Origin of the sequence: Microbacterium sp. M (assembly GCF_045181065.1) — a bacterium.
Taxonomy (GTDB): Bacteria; Actinomycetota; Actinomycetes; order Actinomycetales; family Microbacteriaceae; genus Microbacterium.
The window spans coordinates 2,848,101-2,863,845 of record NZ_CP173721.1 but is presented as its reverse complement, the minus strand read 5'-3'; the positions used below and the strand labels follow the sequence as shown (position 1 = coordinate 2,863,845).

Below are 15,745 nucleotides of genomic sequence, written 5' to 3'. Positions count from 1 at the left end.
GTGAGACTCGGCCTGTGCAGGTCGGTCTCGCCCCGCAGAGTACGTCTCGCGATGAGGGGTCGCTTCCGGTCATGGACGCTCGCGACGCATCAGGAACAGAGCGGCGAGGATGATCGATGCGATCGCCTGGAAGAGGAACCAGGCCGACCCTGAGCCTCCGACTCCTCGGCTGGCGGCGAGGACTGCGACTCCGGAGGCTACGACCCAGGCGGAGTCGTACACGGCGAGCATGATGACCTGTCGGCGCTCTGGATGCCGGCTGGCGACGATCTCGGCGATCCCGGATCCTGCAACCAGGATCGCAGTGGCCTGGATGATCCATCCCGGCACATCCAGCGCATTCGACAGCGGCGCGCTGAACGCGGCATAGGCAGCCGCGAGGACGACCTTGAAGACTCCGTCGGCGAGCACTCCGATGCGGATGCTGCGCGAGCCGGAGTCGATGCGCGGCTGATCGCTCATGAGCGCGCCTCCGGTCGGCTGGCGATTCCGTACGAGTCGCCCGCCGCATCCTGACGCCCGACGACCTCCAGCAGGGCACTGGCCAGATCTGCACGGTGCACGACGCCCATCGCATTCGCCCCCGCGACGAGCTCGTACGCGCCGCCGGGACGGTCCACCAGATAGCCCGGTCTGACGATCGACCAGTTCACATCATCGTCCGACCGGTGCAGCGCCTCCTCCATCTCCTCCAGATCGGCGTAGATCCGTCTGTTGGCCCATCGGACGATCGGGCGCACGGTCGCGCGGAACCAGAGGGGTTCCCCGGTGGCGCGGCGAAGAACGGGAGAAGCGGAGGTGACGACCAGTCGGCGGATCCCGGCCCGCCGCATCGCGGTCATGACGTGCTTCGCGCCTGCCGCGCTGACAGGGGTGCGATCGTTGGTCGTGTTCTTCCCGAGTGTCGAGATGACGGCGTCCGCGTCGGACGGCAGTTCGAAATCGGCGCTGCGCACGACGTCCGCCTGCACGGGCTCCACACCGTCGGGAAACCCGGCAGTGGCGAGGTCGCGAGCGACCGCGGTGACCCGGTGGCCGTCGCGCAGGGCCTGTCGCGTGACGAGCCGCCCGGTTCTGCCGTTCGCTCCGATGACGACGATATGCATATCTCTCCTTCGGTCTCGGTCTCCATGCAGGGTGTTGATCAAGATAGTACAGTTTGACTACCGACAACGTATTTGGATCCGAAGACGACGAGAGGACAGGATGAGAACGTGACCGCGACTCGATTGCTGCTGCTCGGTGCCGTGCGTGAGCGCGATCACGCACACGGGTACCAGATCCGCCGTGATCTGGAGTCGTGGGGCGTTCAACTGTGGGGCAGCGTGCAGCAGGGCTCGATCTATCACGGGCTCAGAAAACTGCACGACGAGGGCCTGCTCCGGCAGGCGGAGGTGGAAGACAGCGACGCGGGCCCGGCACGCATCGCCTACTCGATCACAGAGCGTGGCGACACCGCATTCCGTGAACTGCTGGAGAAGGCGCTCAGTTCGTACCAGTCCGACCTGTCGATGACGATCGCCGGTATCGGCTTCATGACGGAGCTGACCAGGGAGCGGGCGCTGGACCTGCTGCGCACGCGGGTGCGGTCCTATCTGGAATGGCGCGCCCGAGTCGTCGATCCGTATGAGCACGAGCCAGAGGCGGACTGGCAGCATCACGTGGAGGCGATCCGGCTCTGGGCGCATACCGCCGACAGCGCGATCGAGTGGACTCGCGCGCTTATCGGGCGTCTGGAATCCGGCGAGTACAGGATGGCCGGTGAGCGCTGACGATCGGCTGTCGTGCGCTCAGACGAATGCGCTCATTCCGGTGATGTCGCGGCCGAGCAGCAGTGCCTGCACGCTCTCGGTGCCCTCGTAGGTGTGGATCGCTTCGATGTCGGCCATGTGCTGGATGACGCCGTTCTCGAGCAGGATGCCGTTGCCGCCGAGCAGATCGCGCGCCGTCGACGCGATCCGCCTGGCAGCGCGCGTGTTGTGGAATTTCGCGAGTGAGGCCTGCGTCGGTCGCAATTCGCCGGCCGTCTCCAGGTCGGCCAGGCGACGGCAGTACAGCTGCATCGCCGTGAGGTCCTCGAGCATGTGCGTCAGGCGCTCCTGCACCATCTGGAACTTCGCCAGCGGCTTGCCGAACTGCACGCGCTGCATGGCGTAGGCCAGCGCGGCCTCGTAGCAGGCGGTTGCGTGGCCGAGCGCCGACCATGCGACGCCAGAGCGGGTGGCGTAGAGGACGGTCGACGCGTCCTTGAAACTGCGCGCTCCCGGCAGGGCCGCATCCAGCGGAACGCGTACGTCATCGAGCACGATGTGCGCCTGATGGATGCCGCGCAGCGAGCCCTTCCCTGGTATCACGGTGCCCGTATAGCCGGGGGCCTCCTGCTCGACCAGGAAGCAGCGCACTGCTCCGTGCTCCGCGGCATCCGCATCGTCGACCCTGGCCCACACGAAAGTGACGCCGCCGGATGCGCCGTTTCCGATCCACTTCTTGGCACCGCGGATGATCCACGAGTCGCCGTCGCGGCGCGCCGACGTCTCGAGAGAGACCGAGTCCGAGCCGTGGTCCGGTTCGGTGAGCGCGAAGGAGCCGAGCACCGAGCCGTCGGCCAGTGCAGTCAGCCATCGCTCCTGCTGCTCGTCGCTGCCGAACAGCGCGAGCGTGCGCAGCGCGAGCCCGCCCTGCACCGCGAGCACCGTGCCGAGCGAACCGTCGCCGCGGGAGATCTCCATGTTGACCAATCCGGCGGCCAGCGGCGAGAAGCGGGTCAGCTTCGGGTGATCGATGCCGTCGACGACGAGGTCCATCTCTCCCATGCGCCGTGCGATGTCGAGCGGGTACTCGCCGCGATCCCAGGCATCCGCCATGCGAGGGCCGACCTCGTCGACGTACGCCTTCGCGCGATCCCAGGCGGCGCGGTCGTCCGCCGGGATGTCGGCGAAGACGGCGTAGTAGTCGCTGTCGCGGCGACTCGTCGTGTCGTAGCGGGAGACGCGCTCGCCGGGGAAGGAGGTGGCTTCATCGCTCATGCGCGCCACTCTACCCGCTGGCGGCACTCGGTTTCATGTCGCGGGGCACCGAGTGTCATCGATCCGTCAGCGCAGTTCGGCTCCCAGCCGTCGTGTGACCTCGGCGACCGGCATCGACCGCGGGAAGACGGCGACGACGACGTCATCCGAAGCGGATTGCGGGGCATCGGCACCGACGCCGTAGCGGCGGCGCACGTCGACCAGGGCGGACTGCAGCGTCGACACCGGCACCTTCTTCGTCTCGCGCAGCAGGCGACGCAGCACGTGGTTGTGCACGGCCGTGACGAGCGCGGCGAAGCCCACGGCATCCAGCGGGTCGATACCGGGCAGAGAGGAGCGCAGGTATTCGTCGAACAGCCGCTCGTACCGGAACACCGTGATGATCTCGCGTTCGCGCAGCGCCGGCACCTGCCGAACCACCTGATAGCGCTGCCGGGCCATCTCGGGATCGTGCGCGAAATGCGCATAGACCCGCTCGGATGCTTCGCACACCGCGACCCAGGGATCATTGTGCCCCTCGGCGAGGAAGCCGCGCAGCTCGGTCAGCAGCACCTCGTGATCGGCGAAGACCACGTCCTCCTTGCCGCCGAACTGGCGGAAGAAGGTCGAACGACTGACACCGGCCGCCCTCGCGATCTGCTCCACGGAGGTCTGGTCGTAGCCCTGCGCCTGGAACAGCTCGAGCGCTGCGGCGACGACGGCGGAGCGCGGTTCTGCGGATTCGTGCATAGCGAGAAGCCTAGACCGGCGCGAAAGGCTGATGACAGACGGTAGTAGGCTGTTTTCTCGGGTCGATTCATCTATCGGCAACCGACATTCTTGTCGCGTCCCACCCGCCGCAACCAGCGAAGGACTGCACGTGGATCTCTACGAGTACCAGGCACGAGACCTTTTCGAGAAGTACGGGGTGCCGGTTCTCGCCGGCATCGTCGCTGACACTCCTGAGGAGGTGAAAGCGGCAGCCGAGAAGATCGGCGGTGTGGTCGTCGTCAAGGCTCAGGTCAAGACCGGTGGCCGCGGCAAGGCCGGCGGCGTGAAGGTCGCGAAGACGCCCGACGAGGCGTACGAGGCGGCCAAGGCCATCCTCGGACTCGACATCAAGGGTCACATCGTCAAGCGCGTGATGGTCGCACAGGGCGCCGCCATCGCCGAGGAGTTCTACTTCTCCGTGCTGCTGGACCGCGCGAACCGCTCGTACCTGAGCCTGTGCTCGGTCGAAGGCGGCATGGAGATCGAAGTTCTTGCCGTCGAGAAGCCCGAGGCGCTGGCGCGCGTCGAGGTCAACCCGCTCACCGGCATCGACAAGGCCAAGGCGGTCGAGATCGCCGAGGCTGCGAACTTCCCCGCCGACCTCATCGAGAAGGTCTCCGACGTCTTCGTGAAGCTCTACGAGGTCTACAAGGGTGAAGATGCCACGCTCGTCGAGGTCAACCCGCTCGTGCGCACCGAGGACGGTCAGATCATCGCCCTCGACGGCAAGGTCACGCTCGACGAGAACGCCTCCGAGATCCGCCACCCCGATCACGAGGCGCTCGAGGACAAGGACGCCGCCGACCCGCTCGAGGCCAAGGCCAAGGCGAGCGGCCTGAACTACGTGAAGCTCGACGGCGAGGTCGGCATCATCGGCAACGGCGCAGGTCTCGTCATGTCCACGCTCGACGTGGTCGCCTATGCAGGCGAGAACCACAACGGCGTGAAGCCCGCCAACTTCCTCGACATCGGCGGCGGCGCCAACGCGCAGATCATGGCCGCGGGTCTCGATGTCATCCTCGGCGACGCGCAGGTCAAGAGCGTGTTCGTCAACGTGTTCGGCGGGATCACCTCGTGCGTCGCCGTCGCGGACGGCATCGTGAAGGCGCTGGAGATCCTGGGCGACGCCGCGACCAAGCCCCTGGTCGTCCGACTGGACGGCAACCAGGTCGAGGAGGGGCGCGCCATCCTCGCGGAGGCGAACCACCCGCTCGTCACCCTTGCCGCCACCATGGACGAGGGTGCCGACAAGGCAGCCGAGCTCGCCAACGCCTGACGCCCAAGAGACATAAGGACTGAAGAAATGTCGATCTACCTCAACAAGGACTCCAAGGTCATCGTCCAGGGCATCACCGGCGGCGAGGGCACCAAGCACACCGCACTCATGCTGAAAGCCGGCACGAACATCGTCGGCGGCGTGAACGCGCGCAAGGCCGGCACCACGGTCACGCACGAGAAGCCGCACGAGAGCGAAGTGGAACTTCCCGTCTTCGGCTCGGTCGCCGAGGCGATGAAGGAGACCGGCGCCGACGTGTCGATCGCCTTCGTGCCCGGTGCCTTCACCAAGGACGCGATGATCGAGGCCATCGACGCCGAGATCCCGCTGCTGGTCGTCATCACCGAGGGCGTTCCGGTCGGCGACAGCGCCGAGGCCTGGGCCTACGCGCAGTCCAAGGGCAACAAGACCCGCATCATCGGGCCGAACTGCCCCGGCATCATCACCCCCGGTGAGGCGCTCGTCGGCATCACTCCGGCGAACATCACCGGCAAGGGCCCCATCGGACTCGTCTCGAAGTCCGGCACGCTGACCTATCAGATGATGTTCGAGTTGCGCGACCTGGGCTTCTCGACCGCCATCGGCATCGGCGGCGACCCGGTCATCGGCACCACGCACATCGACGCGCTCGCCGCATTCGAGGCAGACCCCGAGACCAAGGCGATCGTCATGATCGGCGAGATCGGCGGCGACGCCGAGGAGCGCGCGGCGGACTACATCAAGGCGAACGTGACGAAGCCCGTCGTCGGCTACGTCGCGGGCTTCACCGCTCCCGAGGGCAAGACGATGGGCCACGCCGGTGCGATCGTCTCGGGCTCGGCCGGTACCGCGCAGGCCAAGAAGGAGGCCCTCGAGGCCGCCGGTGTCAAGGTCGGCAAGACGCCGTCCGAGACCGCCGCTCTCATGCGCGAGATCGTCGAGTCGCTCTGACTCACCCTCTCTCGCTCGTTGGGCGAGCGCAGCGAGTCGAATCGCGTTTTCTGACGCGATAAACTGTAGACGAAGGCCCGGGCTCCACCCCGGGCCTTCGTTGCGTCCGTGCGGCTGCACAGCGGATGCCGTCGAGCAGCGTGTCCAGCGCCTGATGCGCGGCGGCATGCGCTCGGGCGTCGGTCGGGTGGTGGACGAGCAGCAGCGCCAGTTCGTTCATCGCGCCGGAGAGCGCGGCCGTCATGGCATCCAGGGTGGCGGGCGAGCCGCCGGCGTCGGCGAGGCCCGCGCGCAGTTCGGACTCCGGGCCGGCGGCATCCATGCGGCGCCAGTCGTCCCAGCTGAGCACGGACGGTCCGTCGACGAGGAGGATGCGTGCGGCTGCCCCGCGGGTGATCGCGTCCAGGAACGCGTGGCTGCCGTCACGCAGCGCATCCACCGGATCTGAGTCCTCGATCGCCGCGGCGATCACATCGGCGACCGTCTGCTGCTGCGCTGCGGCGACGGCCGTGAACAGCCCGGTCTTGGACGCGTAGTGGTGGTAGACCGCGCCGCGCGTCACGCCGGACGCGCGTGCGATCTCCTCCACGGATGCCGCGGCGAACCCGTGATCGGCGAAATGCGTCGTCGCGACCTCGAGGATCCGTCGTGCGGTCTCGGCGGCATCCGCGGCACTCGCTCTGGGCATCGATGGTTCCTTTACATGCGTTGTGTATGTATCCTAGCGGGAGTCCTATACAAACACGATGTATGTTAAAAGGGGAGTCATGGAGATCACGAGCTTCTACCCGGTGCTGATGGTCGACGACGTCGCAGCGGGCGCGCGCTTCTATCGCGACGTACTCGGATTCGAGACGACGTTCGAATCCGCCTGGTACGTGAGCCTGCGCTTCGACGGGGGAGAGCTGGCCGTGCTCGATCGCACGCATGAGACGATCCCCGTCGGCTTCCGGGAATCCGTGCGCGGTCTGCTGCTGAACGTCGAGGTGCCTGATGCTGCAGCCCAGCACGCGCGGCTGGTCGGGGAGCTCGGGCTCCCCGAGCGGCTGCCGCTGCGCGACGAGGCCTTCGGGCAGCGGCACTTCATCGTCGAAGCGCCAGGGGGTGTACTGCTCGACGTGATCGAGCCCATCGAGCCGGCGCCGGAGTTCGCCGCCGCGTACGCGGCCGGCTGAGCCGGATGAGACGACGGAGGGTCGGATGCCGAAGCATCCGACCCTCCGTCGTGATCCCGAACTCAGACGACGCCGAAGGCCGCCTCGATCGGGCCGCGGGCGAAGAACAGCACGAAGCCGACGCCGACGATCCACAGCAGCGGGTGGATCGTCTTCGCCTTGCCGGACAGCGCGTTCACGACGATCCAGCTGACGAAGCCGGCGCCGATGCCGTTGGCGATCGAGTACGTCATCGGCATGACCGTGATGGTCAGGAACACCGGCAGCAGCACGCGGAAGTCGCCGAAGTCGATGTGCTTGATCTGCGACAGCATCATCGCGCCGACGAGTACGAGCGCCGCGCCGGCGATCGCGCCGGGGACCAGCGCGGTGAGCGGTGTGAAGAACATCGCGAGCAGGAACAGCCCGCCCGTGATGACGGTCGCGAAGCCGGTGCGCGCGCCTTCGCCGATGCCGGCGCCGGATTCGACGAACACGGTTGCCGAGGACGACGAGGTGCCACCGCCGACGATCGCGCCGACGCCCTCGACGACCAGCGCCGACTTGATGCGCGGGAAGTCGCCCTTCTCATCCGCGAGGTCGGCCTCCTTGGCGAGGCCGGTCATCGTGCCCATGGCGTCGAAGAAGTTCGAGAACACCAGGGTGAACACGAACATCACCAGCGCCACGAAGCTGACCTTGGCGAAGTCGAACGAGAAGTCGACCGCGCCGATGAGGCTCAGATCCGGGAGGCCGACGATGCCGCCGGAGAAGTCGAACCCGAGCCCTTCGACCTTCCAGATGAGGTTGATGAGCGCGCCGATGACGGTGCCGCCGACGAGCGCGATGAGGATCGCTCCCTTGACGCGCAGGGCGATGAGCACGCCGCCGAGCAGCAGCGTGATGACGAACAGCAGCGTCGGGACACTGGCGACCGAGCCTCCGATGCCGAGATCCACCGGCGGAGACGCGTTGCCCGTCGCCGTGACGAATCCGGCGTTCACGAAGCCGATGAAGGCGATGAACAGACCGATGCCGACCGTGATGGCGAGCTTGAGCTGCACGGGTACCGCGTCGAAGATCATCTTCCGCAGTCCCGTGGCTGCCAGCAGCACGATCACGATGCCGTTGATCATGACCAGGGCCATCGCCTCGGCCCACGTCACCGATCCGACGACCGAGAACGCCAGGAACGCGTTGATCCCGAGACCTGCGGCGAACGCGAACGGCAGGCGGGTGATGACGCCGAACAGCACCGTCATGACGCCGGCGGTCAGGGCGGTTGCCGCAGCCACCGCCGGGCCGGGCAGGACGTCGCCCGCGACGTCGGGCGTGGAGAGGATGATCGGATTGAGGATCACGATGTAAGCCATCGTCACGAAGGTGACGAGACCCCCGCGGATCTCGGTGCCGATCGTCGATCCGCGTTTGGTGATCTCGAAGAATCGATCGAGGGCGTTCTTCGGCTCCGCAGACGTGGTCGGTGCGGGCGCAGGGGCAGTTGTCATCGTGGGACCTCCGCAGAAACGCTATCGTGTCGCGGGCATCGCGCGCGCCCCCGGTGCTCTGTCGGGAACTCGTCGTAGTCTCGTTGAGTCATGCAACGCCTCCTCGTCGCGCTCCTCGCCGCCGTCGATGCCGCCATCGCGGCCGCCGTGGGGCTGGTCGTGCTGCTCGCGCCGCTGACGCTGCTGTGGACATTCGCCTTCGGCGCCGGTGCCGACTGGGGGGCGCTGTGGCCGACGACCGGCATTCTGTGGCAGTTCGGGCATGCCGTTCCCCTGGACATCTCGCTCTCCGACGACCTGCTCGTCGCCGTGGGCATCGGAGCGGATGCCGCGGCCTTCACGCTCTCCGTCGCGCCGATGGCGTTCCTGCTGTTCACGTTCATCGCCGCCGCCAGGTCGGGGCGGCGAGCGGCTCGCTCCGGCGCCTGGGGCACCGGAGTGCTCTCCGGCGCCGTCGTGTTCGCGGCGATCGCGGTGCTCGTCACCACGACGTCGCACGTCGCCGGGGTCGCCGCATCCCCGGTGCTCGGCATCCTGCTGCCCGCGGCCTTCTACGTGGTCGGCGCACTCGGCGGTGCGATCGTCGAGGCCTGGCGCGAGGGAGACGGCGGCCTGATCGACCGCGTCCACGACGCGGTGGACGGCTGGGGAGATTACGGCCCCGTCGTCGCCGAAGCCGCGCGGGGCACGGCGATAGTCGCCGTCGTCCTCACCGGAGTCGGCGCCCTGTCCGTCGCGCTGTCCGTCCTGCTGCGCGGCAGCGAGGTCGTGACGCTGTTCGAGGCGGCACGCGTCGATGCGCTCGGGGCGACCGTCATCACGCTCGGCCAATTGGCCTATCTGCCCACGGCGGTCGTCTGGGCGGTGTCCTGGCTCGCGGGGCCCGGGTTCGCCGTGGGCGTCGGAACGGCGGTCTCGCCGGCCGGAACGCAGCTCGGCATCGTCCCCGGCATCCCGATCTTCGGTCTGATCCCCGAGAACAGCTCTATCTGGATGCTCATCGTCGTCCTGATCCCTGTCGCAGCCGGCGCCGTCTCCGGCTGGATGGTGCGCTCGCGTCTGGTGTGGGAGCAGACCGCGCTCGGGTGGGCGCCCAGGGCCGCGATCGCCGGCGGCATCGCGGGCCTGTCCGCCCTCGTCGCGGCGCTCGTCGCCCTGCCGGCGTCCGGTTCGATCGGACCGGGTCGCCTGGCGGAGGTCGGCCCGCACCCCGGATGGTTCGCACTGGCGATCGGGCTGGAGGTGCTGGTCGGCTCTGCCATCCTGCTGCTCTCGCCACGCAATAGGGACGAGCTGGCCGAAGAGCGCACCGATCGCTGGACCGCCCGGATGGGGATGTCGCCCGTCGACGTCGATGCGCCGATCGCCGCACCCCATGCGAGCGATGCCGTCCCCGGCGATCACGACGAGACCGCGCCCATCGAGGAATCCGACTTCTTCCGCGGACACCGCGGCGACGGAGACACCTCCGACCGCCGGTAGACTGACCGGGTGCTCACGGTCGCCGTCCTCATCTCGGGCGCGGGTTCCAATCTCCGGGCCCTCCTCGAAGCCGCTCGTCACCCCGATTTCCCCGCTCGGATCGTCGTCGTCGGCGCCGATCGCGACGCCGATGGTCTCGCGCACGCAGAGGAGTTCGGCATCCCGAGCTTCTCCGTGCCGTTCCGCGCCTTCGCGACGCGCGACGAATGGGGTGAGGAGCTGGGGCGCCAACTCGAGGTGTGGTCGCCTGACCTCATCGTGCTCTCCGGGCTCATGCGGCTGCTGCCGGCATCCCTCGTCGCGCGCTACTCGCCGCACATCATCAACACCCACCCGGCGTACCTTCCCGAGTTCCCCGGTGCGCACGGCGTCCGCGACGCGCTCGCCTCCGGCGTCACCGAGACCGGTGCGAGCGTCATCGTCGTCGACGACGGCGTGGACTCCGGGCCGATCCTCGCGCAAGAGCGCGTCCCGGTGCACCCTGGCGATACCGAGCACCGCCTGCACGAGCGCATCAAGCCCGTCGAACGTCGCCTCCTGATCGACGTCGTCCGCGGCATCGCGACAGGCGACATCGATCTGAAAACCGCTTCCTGACCACCCGACGCACGAAGGAGCCCTCCATGGCCGGCCCCCGCCACGATCCCTCTCTCTACCGTGACCGCGACGTCGTGCCGATCCGGCGCGCACTGGTCTCGGTGAGCGACAAGACCGACCTGCTGGTGCTCGCCGAGTCGCTCGCCGCAGCCGGCATCGAGATCGTCTCGACGGGTTCGACCGCTGCGACGATCCGGGATGCCGGATACGACGTCACCGACGTCGCCGCCGTCACGGGTGTCGCCGAGATGCTCGACGGTCGTGTCAAGACCCTGCACCCCAGCATCCACGGCGGACTGCTCGCCGACCTGCGTCTTGCGGATCACGAGCGTCAGCTGGCCGACCTCGAGATCGCGCCCTTCGAGCTCGTCGTCGTCAACCTCTACCCGTTCGTAGAGACCGTCGCGTCCGGAGCGGTCGGCGACGACGTCGTCGAGCAGATCGACATCGGCGGCCCCGCCATGGTGCGCGCATCGGCGAAGAACCATGCCAACGTCGCGATCGTCGTCTCGCCGGAGTCGTATCCGGCGATCATCGAGGCCGTCACGAACGGCGGCACCACGCACTCGCAGCGGCGCGAACTGGCAGCGCGGGCGTTCGCCCACACCGCCGCGTACGACACCGCGGTGGCAGCCTGGTTTGCCGAGGGCACGCTCTCGGACGGCGGAGAGCTGCCGGCCCACCTGACCATCAAGGCCGAGCGGCTCACCACGCTCCGGTACGGGGAGAACTCGCACCAGCGCGGCGCGATCTACTCGCGCGTCGGCGGTCACGGCATCGCTCAGGCCGTGCAGCTGCAGGGCAAGGAGATGTCCTACAACAATTACGTCGACGCGGATGCCGCGCTGCGCGCCGCGTTCGACATGGTCCTTCCGGCCGTAGCGATCGTGAAGCACGCCAATCCGTGCGGTATCGCGACCACCGCGCCGAACGCCCTCGACCCGATCGCCAGCGCGCACCTGCGTGCTCACGAGTGCGACCCGGTGTCGGCGTACGGCGGAGTGATCGCCACCAACGGCACCGTGACGCTGAAGATGGCCGAGAACCTCAAGGACATCTTCACCGAGGTCATCGTCGCGCCGGCGTTCGAGCCGGCGGCGCTCGAGGTCTTCAAGGCCAAGAAGAACCTGCGTCTGCTGCAGCTCCCGGCCGACTGGCGTCAGGAGCAGATGGATGTCCGCCTCGTCTCGGGCGGCCTTCTGCTGCAGGATGCCGACCGCTTCCCCGACGACATCGAGTCCGTCGCGAAGAACTGGGAGCTCGTCTCGGGCGAGCGTCCGGCCGAGGAGGAGATGGAGAACCTCATCTTCGCCTGGAAGGCGTGCCGCGCCGTGAAGTCGAACGCCATCGTCCTCGCCAAGGGCAACGCCACGGTCGGCATCGGCATGGGCCAGGTCAACCGCGTCGACTCCTGCCGCCTCGCGGTCGAGCGCGCCGGTGACCGGGCGGCCGGTTCGGTCGCGGCATCCGACGCCTTCTTCCCGTTCGCGGACGGTCCGCAGGTGCTCCTGGATGCCGGCATCACGACCATCGTTCAGCCCGGCGGATCGGTGCGCGACGATGAGGTCATCGCCGCGGCCAAGGCCGCAGGCGTCACGATGTTCTTCACGGGAGAGCGCCACTTCTTCCACTGATCCCGATGTGCCACTCAGCGCATCGCTCCGCGTTGCGCTGAGCCTCGGGGCAGGGGGCCCTCGACGCCCCCGACTACCGGCCTGGTCAGCCCGGCAGTCTCACCACGCGGTCGGCGGCGGCGATCGTCGCCGGCCGGTGGGACACCAGCAGGATCGCGCAGCGTGATCGCTGCAGCAGCTCGAGCACGGCGGCATCCGCATCGGGATCGAGAGAGGCCGTCGCCTCGTCGAGAACGAGGATGCGCGGCTCACGCAGCACGGCTCGCGCTATCGCGACGCGTGCGCGCTGCCCGCCGGAGAGTCCAGCGCCGTATTCGCCGACTGTCGTGTCCAGTCCGCCGGGCAGGCCGGCCGAGTCGGAGAGCAGGCCGGCGGTCTCGGCCGCTCGATGGACGGCGGCGTCGTTCGCCGCCGGATCACCGAGGGTGATGTTCGACCGGATGGTCCCGCGCAGCAGGGGCGAGGACTGCGGAACGGCGGAGACAAGGCGCCGCAGGTCCGAATCGGGCAGCGTCCGGATGTCCGTGCCGTCGACCCGCACCGTCCCGCCGTCAGGATCCCACAGGCGCAGAGCGAGTCGAGCCACCGACGTCTTGCCGGCGCCCGACGGCCCGACCAGGGCGACTGTCTCGCCGGGGCGCACCTCCAGATCGAAGCCGTCGAGGACGGGGGCGCTCTCGCGGTAGGCGAAGCGCACATTCTCGAGGACGAGCCCTTCCTCGTCCGCACGGGCGCCCGTGCGGACGTACCGATGGGAGTCGTCCACCGATGGCGGCTCATCGAGGGTTTCCACGATCCGCTCCGCGGAGGCGCGCAGCACTCCGGCGCCGCGCAACAGGTCCAGGATCTGAGCGGCCGGGCCGAGCCCGGCGACCGAGACGGCGACGGCCAACGGAACCTGCGACGGCTCGAGTTCGGATCCCGCCATGACCGCGATGCCGATCGCGCCGATGGCCGCCGCGGCGAAGATCAGGTCGGCGATGCCCCGTTCCAGGCCGAGCCGGGACGCGTCCTTGACCTGGATGCGGGCGAGTTCGCGGACATCGGCCGAGATGCGCTCGCGCCGCACGTCGAGCGCGTCGGCGGCCCGCAGGTCGCGCAGGCCGCGGATCGTGTCCAGCAGCTCCGATCGGATGCCGGCCGAGCGGCTCGCGATCGCATCCCCGTACCGGCGGGCCATCCGCGACGTGCCCAGCGGGACCAGGACGCCGACGAGGAGCAGCGGCGCCCACACAGCGAGCAGAAGCGGATCGATCGTGATCGACACGGCTCCGGCGACTGCGAGGATCAGCGTCGCCGAGACCGTCTGGGCGACGGTGTGCGCGTACAGCCATTCGAGGGTCTCGATGTCGGAGACCAGTGTGGAGACGAGATCGCCCGTGCGCTTCTGACGTCGACGTGGCGGCAGTGCGTGGCGGGCCGACGCGAAGACGCGACCCCGCAGGACGCCGATCAGCCGGTAGGCCAGGTCATGCGAGACCCACGATTCGCGCCACGTCGCCGCCGCGACGAACAGACAGAGCGCGACAAGGGCTGCGGCGGCGCCGGCGGGGTGCTCCCCGGAGCCGGTGATGGCGCGACCGACGACCATCGCCAGCCCCAATGCGATCGTCAGGAGCCCCGCCTGGACGACGGTGCTCCATAGGATCGTCTCGACGAACAGGCGTCGATGCTGGGCGATGATCGGCAGCAACCGTGCGACGGACTTCATCGGCTCGCTCCCGCGGTTCGTACTCGCCGCGGGGGACCGTCGCCTTCGGCTGCCACATGTCCGTCCTGCAGCGAGATCCAGCGGTCGGCATGCACGCAGGCGCTCTCGCGGTGGGCGATGAGGATCGTCGTGCGATCGGGGTCGTGGGCGAAGACGCCGTCCATCACGCGTCGCTCCGTTTCGACGTCCAACGCGGAGGTGACCTCGTCGAGCACCAGGACGGGCACGTTCGCCACCAGGGCGCGCGCGATGGCGAGACGCTGACGCTGGCCGCCGGAGAGCTGGTCGCCGTTCTCTGCCAGAACGGTGTCGTATCCGTCGGGGAGCGCGCGGATCACCTCGTGCACGTCTGCTGCTTCGGCCGCTCGCACGATCTCGTCATCGGTGGCGTCGCCGCGGTGCAGACGCAGATTGTCGCGCACGCTCCAGGCGAACAGCACGGGGTCCTGCGCGACCACGACGATGCTGCGCGCACGTGCGTGCCGGGTGAGCGCGTCGAGGCGGATGCCGTCGATGCGGACCTCGCCGACATCCGGATCGACCTCGCGCGCCAGCAGCAGACCGAGCGTGCTCTTGCCGGAGCCGGACGGACCGAGCAGAGCGAGAGTCTCGCCGCCGCGGACGTCCAGTGAGACCGCATGCACTCCGCGCCCACTGGCCGGATGCCGGTACGAGACGCCGAGGATCTCGATGGCTGCACCCTGCGCCGCCGCCGCGTCCACAGTGCCGTGCTCGACGACAGCATCGCGGGTGGAGAGCAGGCGATCGAGGCCATCGACCGCTGTGAGGCCGAGGTAGCCCGCGTGCCAGTGGCCGCTCAGCTCGGCGAGAGGTCGAAAGCACTCCCGCGCGAGCAGCAGTACGGCGATCGCCGTGAACGCGTCGGCGCCGGCCAGCACGGCGGCTGCGCCGGCGATGACAGCCAGGACCGTGCCCAGGTGGATCGCCAGCGCGCTGATGCCGCTCTCGATGAGCGAGACGCGCATCTGCCGCATCGTGGAGGTGCGGAGCCCCTCCGCGCGCCCTTCGAGTTCGGCTCCAGTCCGCTCGGCGGCACCGAACGTCCGCAGCAGCGGCACCGACTGCAGTGCCTCGACGTAGTCGCCGGACAGCTGCGCGAACGCCGCCCATCTGGTCCGGCCGTTGCGCAGCAGCAGCGCATCCCAGAATCGTGGGAGGATCACGGCCGCGGCCACGGCGCAGGCGAGGATCAGGCCGGCAACGGGGCTCAGCGACGACACCAGCACGACGATCGCAAGCGGCACCAGTGCGACCACGATCAGCTGCGGCAGGTACCGCGTGTAGTAGCCGTCGAGGCCGTCCACGCCGTCGACCACGGTGGCCGCGGTGTCGCCTGCCGCGCGGCGCTCCGCCTCCTGGATGGCGGTCGCACGGTCGAGGAGGCGGTCGCGCAGGCGGATGCGCACATCTGCGCCGATCCTCGTCGCGACCGGCTCGCGGAGCCAGATCACCCCGGCGCGGACGACCGCGACGGCGACCAGTGGAACCAGAGCGTCCAGCAGTCCACCCGTGCCGTTCGTCAGCGCCGCGATCACGCCGGCGGCGGCGAGGGAGAAGGCGACGTGCAGAACCGACACCAGGATGCCGAGGCCGGCGAGCAGGGCGATGGCGCCGGGGATGGACCCGGCCAACTGGAGAAGGCGGCGATGGATCATG

15 protein-coding genes are annotated in these 15,745 nt (G+C 68.7%); 7 read left to right on the top strand and 8 right to left on the bottom strand.

Going from position 1 to position 15,745, the window contains the following annotated elements; genetic code table 11:
- Window positions 1-69 precede the first annotated feature (69 nt).
- Both ACI7YT_RS14155 and ACI7YT_RS14150 read right to left on the bottom strand, forming a co-directional pair.
- A complete protein-coding gene (locus ACI7YT_RS14155) occupies window positions 70-462 on the bottom strand; it encodes a hypothetical protein (protein WP_406246255.1) in 393 nt (130 codons plus the stop codon).
- Window positions 459-1,106, bottom strand: coding sequence for an NAD(P)-dependent oxidoreductase (locus tag ACI7YT_RS14150; RefSeq protein ID WP_406246254.1), 648 nt, complete (start codon window positions 1,104-1,106; stop codon window positions 459-461). Before ACI7YT_RS14150 ends, ACI7YT_RS14155 begins: the two co-directional genes overlap by 4 nt.
- Window positions 1,107-1,214: 108 nt before the next feature.
- Here ACI7YT_RS14150 and ACI7YT_RS14145 point away from each other — a divergent pair, with 108 nt between their 5' ends.
- On the top strand, window positions 1,215-1,772 hold the full coding sequence (locus ACI7YT_RS14145) for a PadR family transcriptional regulator (protein ID WP_406246253.1): 558 nt from the start codon (window positions 1,215-1,217) through the stop codon (window positions 1,770-1,772).
- Between the two features lie 18 nt (window positions 1,773-1,790).
- On the opposite strand, the gene ACI7YT_RS14140 is transcribed toward ACI7YT_RS14145, so the two are convergent.
- Window positions 1,791-3,026, bottom strand: coding sequence for an acyl-CoA dehydrogenase family protein (locus ACI7YT_RS14140; RefSeq protein WP_406246252.1), 1,236 nt, complete (start codon window positions 3,024-3,026; stop codon window positions 1,791-1,793).
- Window positions 3,027-3,092: 66 nt separating this feature from the next.
- Window positions 3,093-3,755 carry a TetR/AcrR family transcriptional regulator gene (locus tag ACI7YT_RS14135; RefSeq protein ID WP_406246251.1) on the bottom strand — a complete coding sequence of 221 codons (663 nt, stop codon included), beginning with the start codon at window positions 3,753-3,755 and terminating at the stop codon, window positions 3,093-3,095.
- Window positions 3,756-3,885: 130 nt separating this feature from the next.
- Here ACI7YT_RS14135 and sucC point away from each other — a divergent pair, with 130 nt between their 5' ends.
- Window positions 3,886-5,052 carry an ADP-forming succinate--CoA ligase subunit beta gene (gene sucC, locus ACI7YT_RS14130; protein WP_406246249.1) on the top strand — a complete coding sequence of 389 codons (1,167 nt, stop codon included), beginning with the start codon at window positions 3,886-3,888 and terminating at the stop codon, window positions 5,050-5,052.
- A 27-nt stretch (window positions 5,053-5,079) separates the two neighbouring features.
- A complete protein-coding gene (gene sucD / locus ACI7YT_RS14125) occupies window positions 5,080-5,982 on the top strand; it encodes a succinate--CoA ligase subunit alpha (protein WP_406246247.1) in 903 nt (300 codons plus the stop codon).
- 1 nt (window position 5,983) lies between these two features.
- On the opposite strand, the gene ACI7YT_RS14120 is transcribed toward sucD, so the two are convergent.
- Window positions 5,984-6,670: a TetR/AcrR family transcriptional regulator gene (locus ACI7YT_RS14120; protein WP_406246245.1), complete on the bottom strand. Its 687-nt coding sequence runs from the start codon at window positions 6,668-6,670 to the stop codon at window positions 5,984-5,986.
- A 79-nt stretch (window positions 6,671-6,749) separates the two neighbouring features.
- Here ACI7YT_RS14120 and ACI7YT_RS14115 point away from each other — a divergent pair, with 79 nt between their 5' ends.
- A complete protein-coding gene (locus ACI7YT_RS14115; protein WP_406246243.1) occupies window positions 6,750-7,157 on the top strand; it encodes a VOC family protein in 408 nt (135 codons plus the stop codon).
- Between the two features lie 62 nt (window positions 7,158-7,219).
- Here the strand turns inward: ACI7YT_RS14115 and ACI7YT_RS14110 are convergent, their stop codons facing one another.
- Window positions 7,220-8,644 (bottom strand): NCS2 family permease, encoded by a 1,425-nt coding sequence (locus ACI7YT_RS14110; protein ID WP_406246241.1) that lies wholly within the window; start codon window positions 8,642-8,644, stop codon window positions 7,220-7,222.
- A 90-nt stretch (window positions 8,645-8,734) separates the two neighbouring features.
- Between ACI7YT_RS14110 and ACI7YT_RS14105 the strand changes: the two genes are divergently transcribed.
- Genes ACI7YT_RS14105 through purH form a run of 3 tightly spaced genes read left to right on the top strand, consistent with a single transcriptional unit; the run spans window position 8,735 to window position 12,357 of the window.
- Complete coding sequence (locus ACI7YT_RS14105; protein WP_406246239.1) at window positions 8,735-10,126, top strand: DUF6350 family protein; 1,392 nt, start codon at window positions 8,735-8,737, stop codon at window positions 10,124-10,126.
- Window positions 10,127-10,135: 9 nt separating this feature from the next.
- Window positions 10,136-10,723 (top strand): phosphoribosylglycinamide formyltransferase, encoded by a 588-nt coding sequence (gene purN / locus ACI7YT_RS14100; RefSeq protein ID WP_406246237.1) that lies wholly within the window; start codon window positions 10,136-10,138, stop codon window positions 10,721-10,723.
- A gap of 26 nt (window positions 10,724-10,749) precedes the next feature.
- Entirely contained in the window at window positions 10,750-12,357 is a 1,608-nt protein-coding gene (purH, locus tag ACI7YT_RS14095) for a bifunctional phosphoribosylaminoimidazolecarboxamide formyltransferase/IMP cyclohydrolase (RefSeq protein WP_406246235.1), read from the top strand.
- An 85-nt stretch (window positions 12,358-12,442) separates the two neighbouring features.
- Here the strand turns inward: purH and ACI7YT_RS14090 are convergent, their stop codons facing one another.
- Both ACI7YT_RS14090 and ACI7YT_RS14085 read right to left on the bottom strand, forming a co-directional pair.
- On the bottom strand, window positions 12,443-14,068 hold the full coding sequence (locus tag ACI7YT_RS14090) for an ABC transporter ATP-binding protein (RefSeq protein WP_406246233.1): 1,626 nt from the start codon (window positions 14,066-14,068) through the stop codon (window positions 12,443-12,445).
- Complete coding sequence (locus tag ACI7YT_RS14085) at window positions 14,065-15,744, bottom strand: ABC transporter ATP-binding protein/permease (protein WP_406246231.1); 1,680 nt, start codon at window positions 15,742-15,744, stop codon at window positions 14,065-14,067. The genes ACI7YT_RS14090 and ACI7YT_RS14085 overlap by 4 nt, the downstream gene beginning before the upstream one ends.
- Window position 15,745 lies beyond the last annotated feature (1 nt).

What these genes read in the sequence shown, in the direction of transcription:
- ACI7YT_RS14105 (WP_406246239.1), top strand. Translation starts at nt 8,735, where the DNA reads ATGCAACGCCTCCTCGTCGCGCTCCTCGCCGCCGTCGATGCCGCCATC.
- ACI7YT_RS14085 (WP_406246231.1), bottom strand. Translation starts at nt 15,744, where the DNA reads ATGATCCATCGCCGCCTTCTCCAGTTGGCCGGGTCCATCCCCGGCGCC.
- ACI7YT_RS14120 (WP_406246245.1), bottom strand. Translation starts at nt 6,670, where the DNA reads ATGCCCAGAGCGAGTGCCGCGGATGCCGCCGAGACCGCACGACGGATC.
- ACI7YT_RS14115 (WP_406246243.1), top strand. Translation starts at nt 6,750, where the DNA reads ATGGAGATCACGAGCTTCTACCCGGTGCTGATGGTCGACGACGTCGCA.
- ACI7YT_RS14140 (WP_406246252.1), bottom strand. Translation starts at nt 3,026, where the DNA reads ATGAGCGATGAAGCCACCTCCTTCCCCGGCGAGCGCGTCTCCCGCTAC.
- sucD (WP_406246247.1), top strand. Translation starts at nt 5,080, where the DNA reads ATGTCGATCTACCTCAACAAGGACTCCAAGGTCATCGTCCAGGGCATC.
- ACI7YT_RS14150 (WP_406246254.1), bottom strand. Translation starts at nt 1,106, where the DNA reads ATGCATATCGTCGTCATCGGAGCGAACGGCAGAACCGGGCGGCTCGTC.
- ACI7YT_RS14135 (WP_406246251.1), bottom strand. Translation starts at nt 3,755, where the DNA reads ATGCACGAATCCGCAGAACCGCGCTCCGCCGTCGTCGCCGCAGCGCTC.
- ACI7YT_RS14155 (WP_406246255.1), bottom strand. Translation starts at nt 462, where the DNA reads ATGAGCGATCAGCCGCGCATCGACTCCGGCTCGCGCAGCATCCGCATC.
- ACI7YT_RS14090 (WP_406246233.1), bottom strand. Translation starts at nt 14,068, where the DNA reads ATGAAGTCCGTCGCACGGTTGCTGCCGATCATCGCCCAGCATCGACGC.
- purH (WP_406246235.1), top strand. Translation starts at nt 10,750, where the DNA reads ATGGCCGGCCCCCGCCACGATCCCTCTCTCTACCGTGACCGCGACGTC.
- ACI7YT_RS14110 (WP_406246241.1), bottom strand. Translation starts at nt 8,644, where the DNA reads ATGACAACTGCCCCTGCGCCCGCACCGACCACGTCTGCGGAGCCGAAG.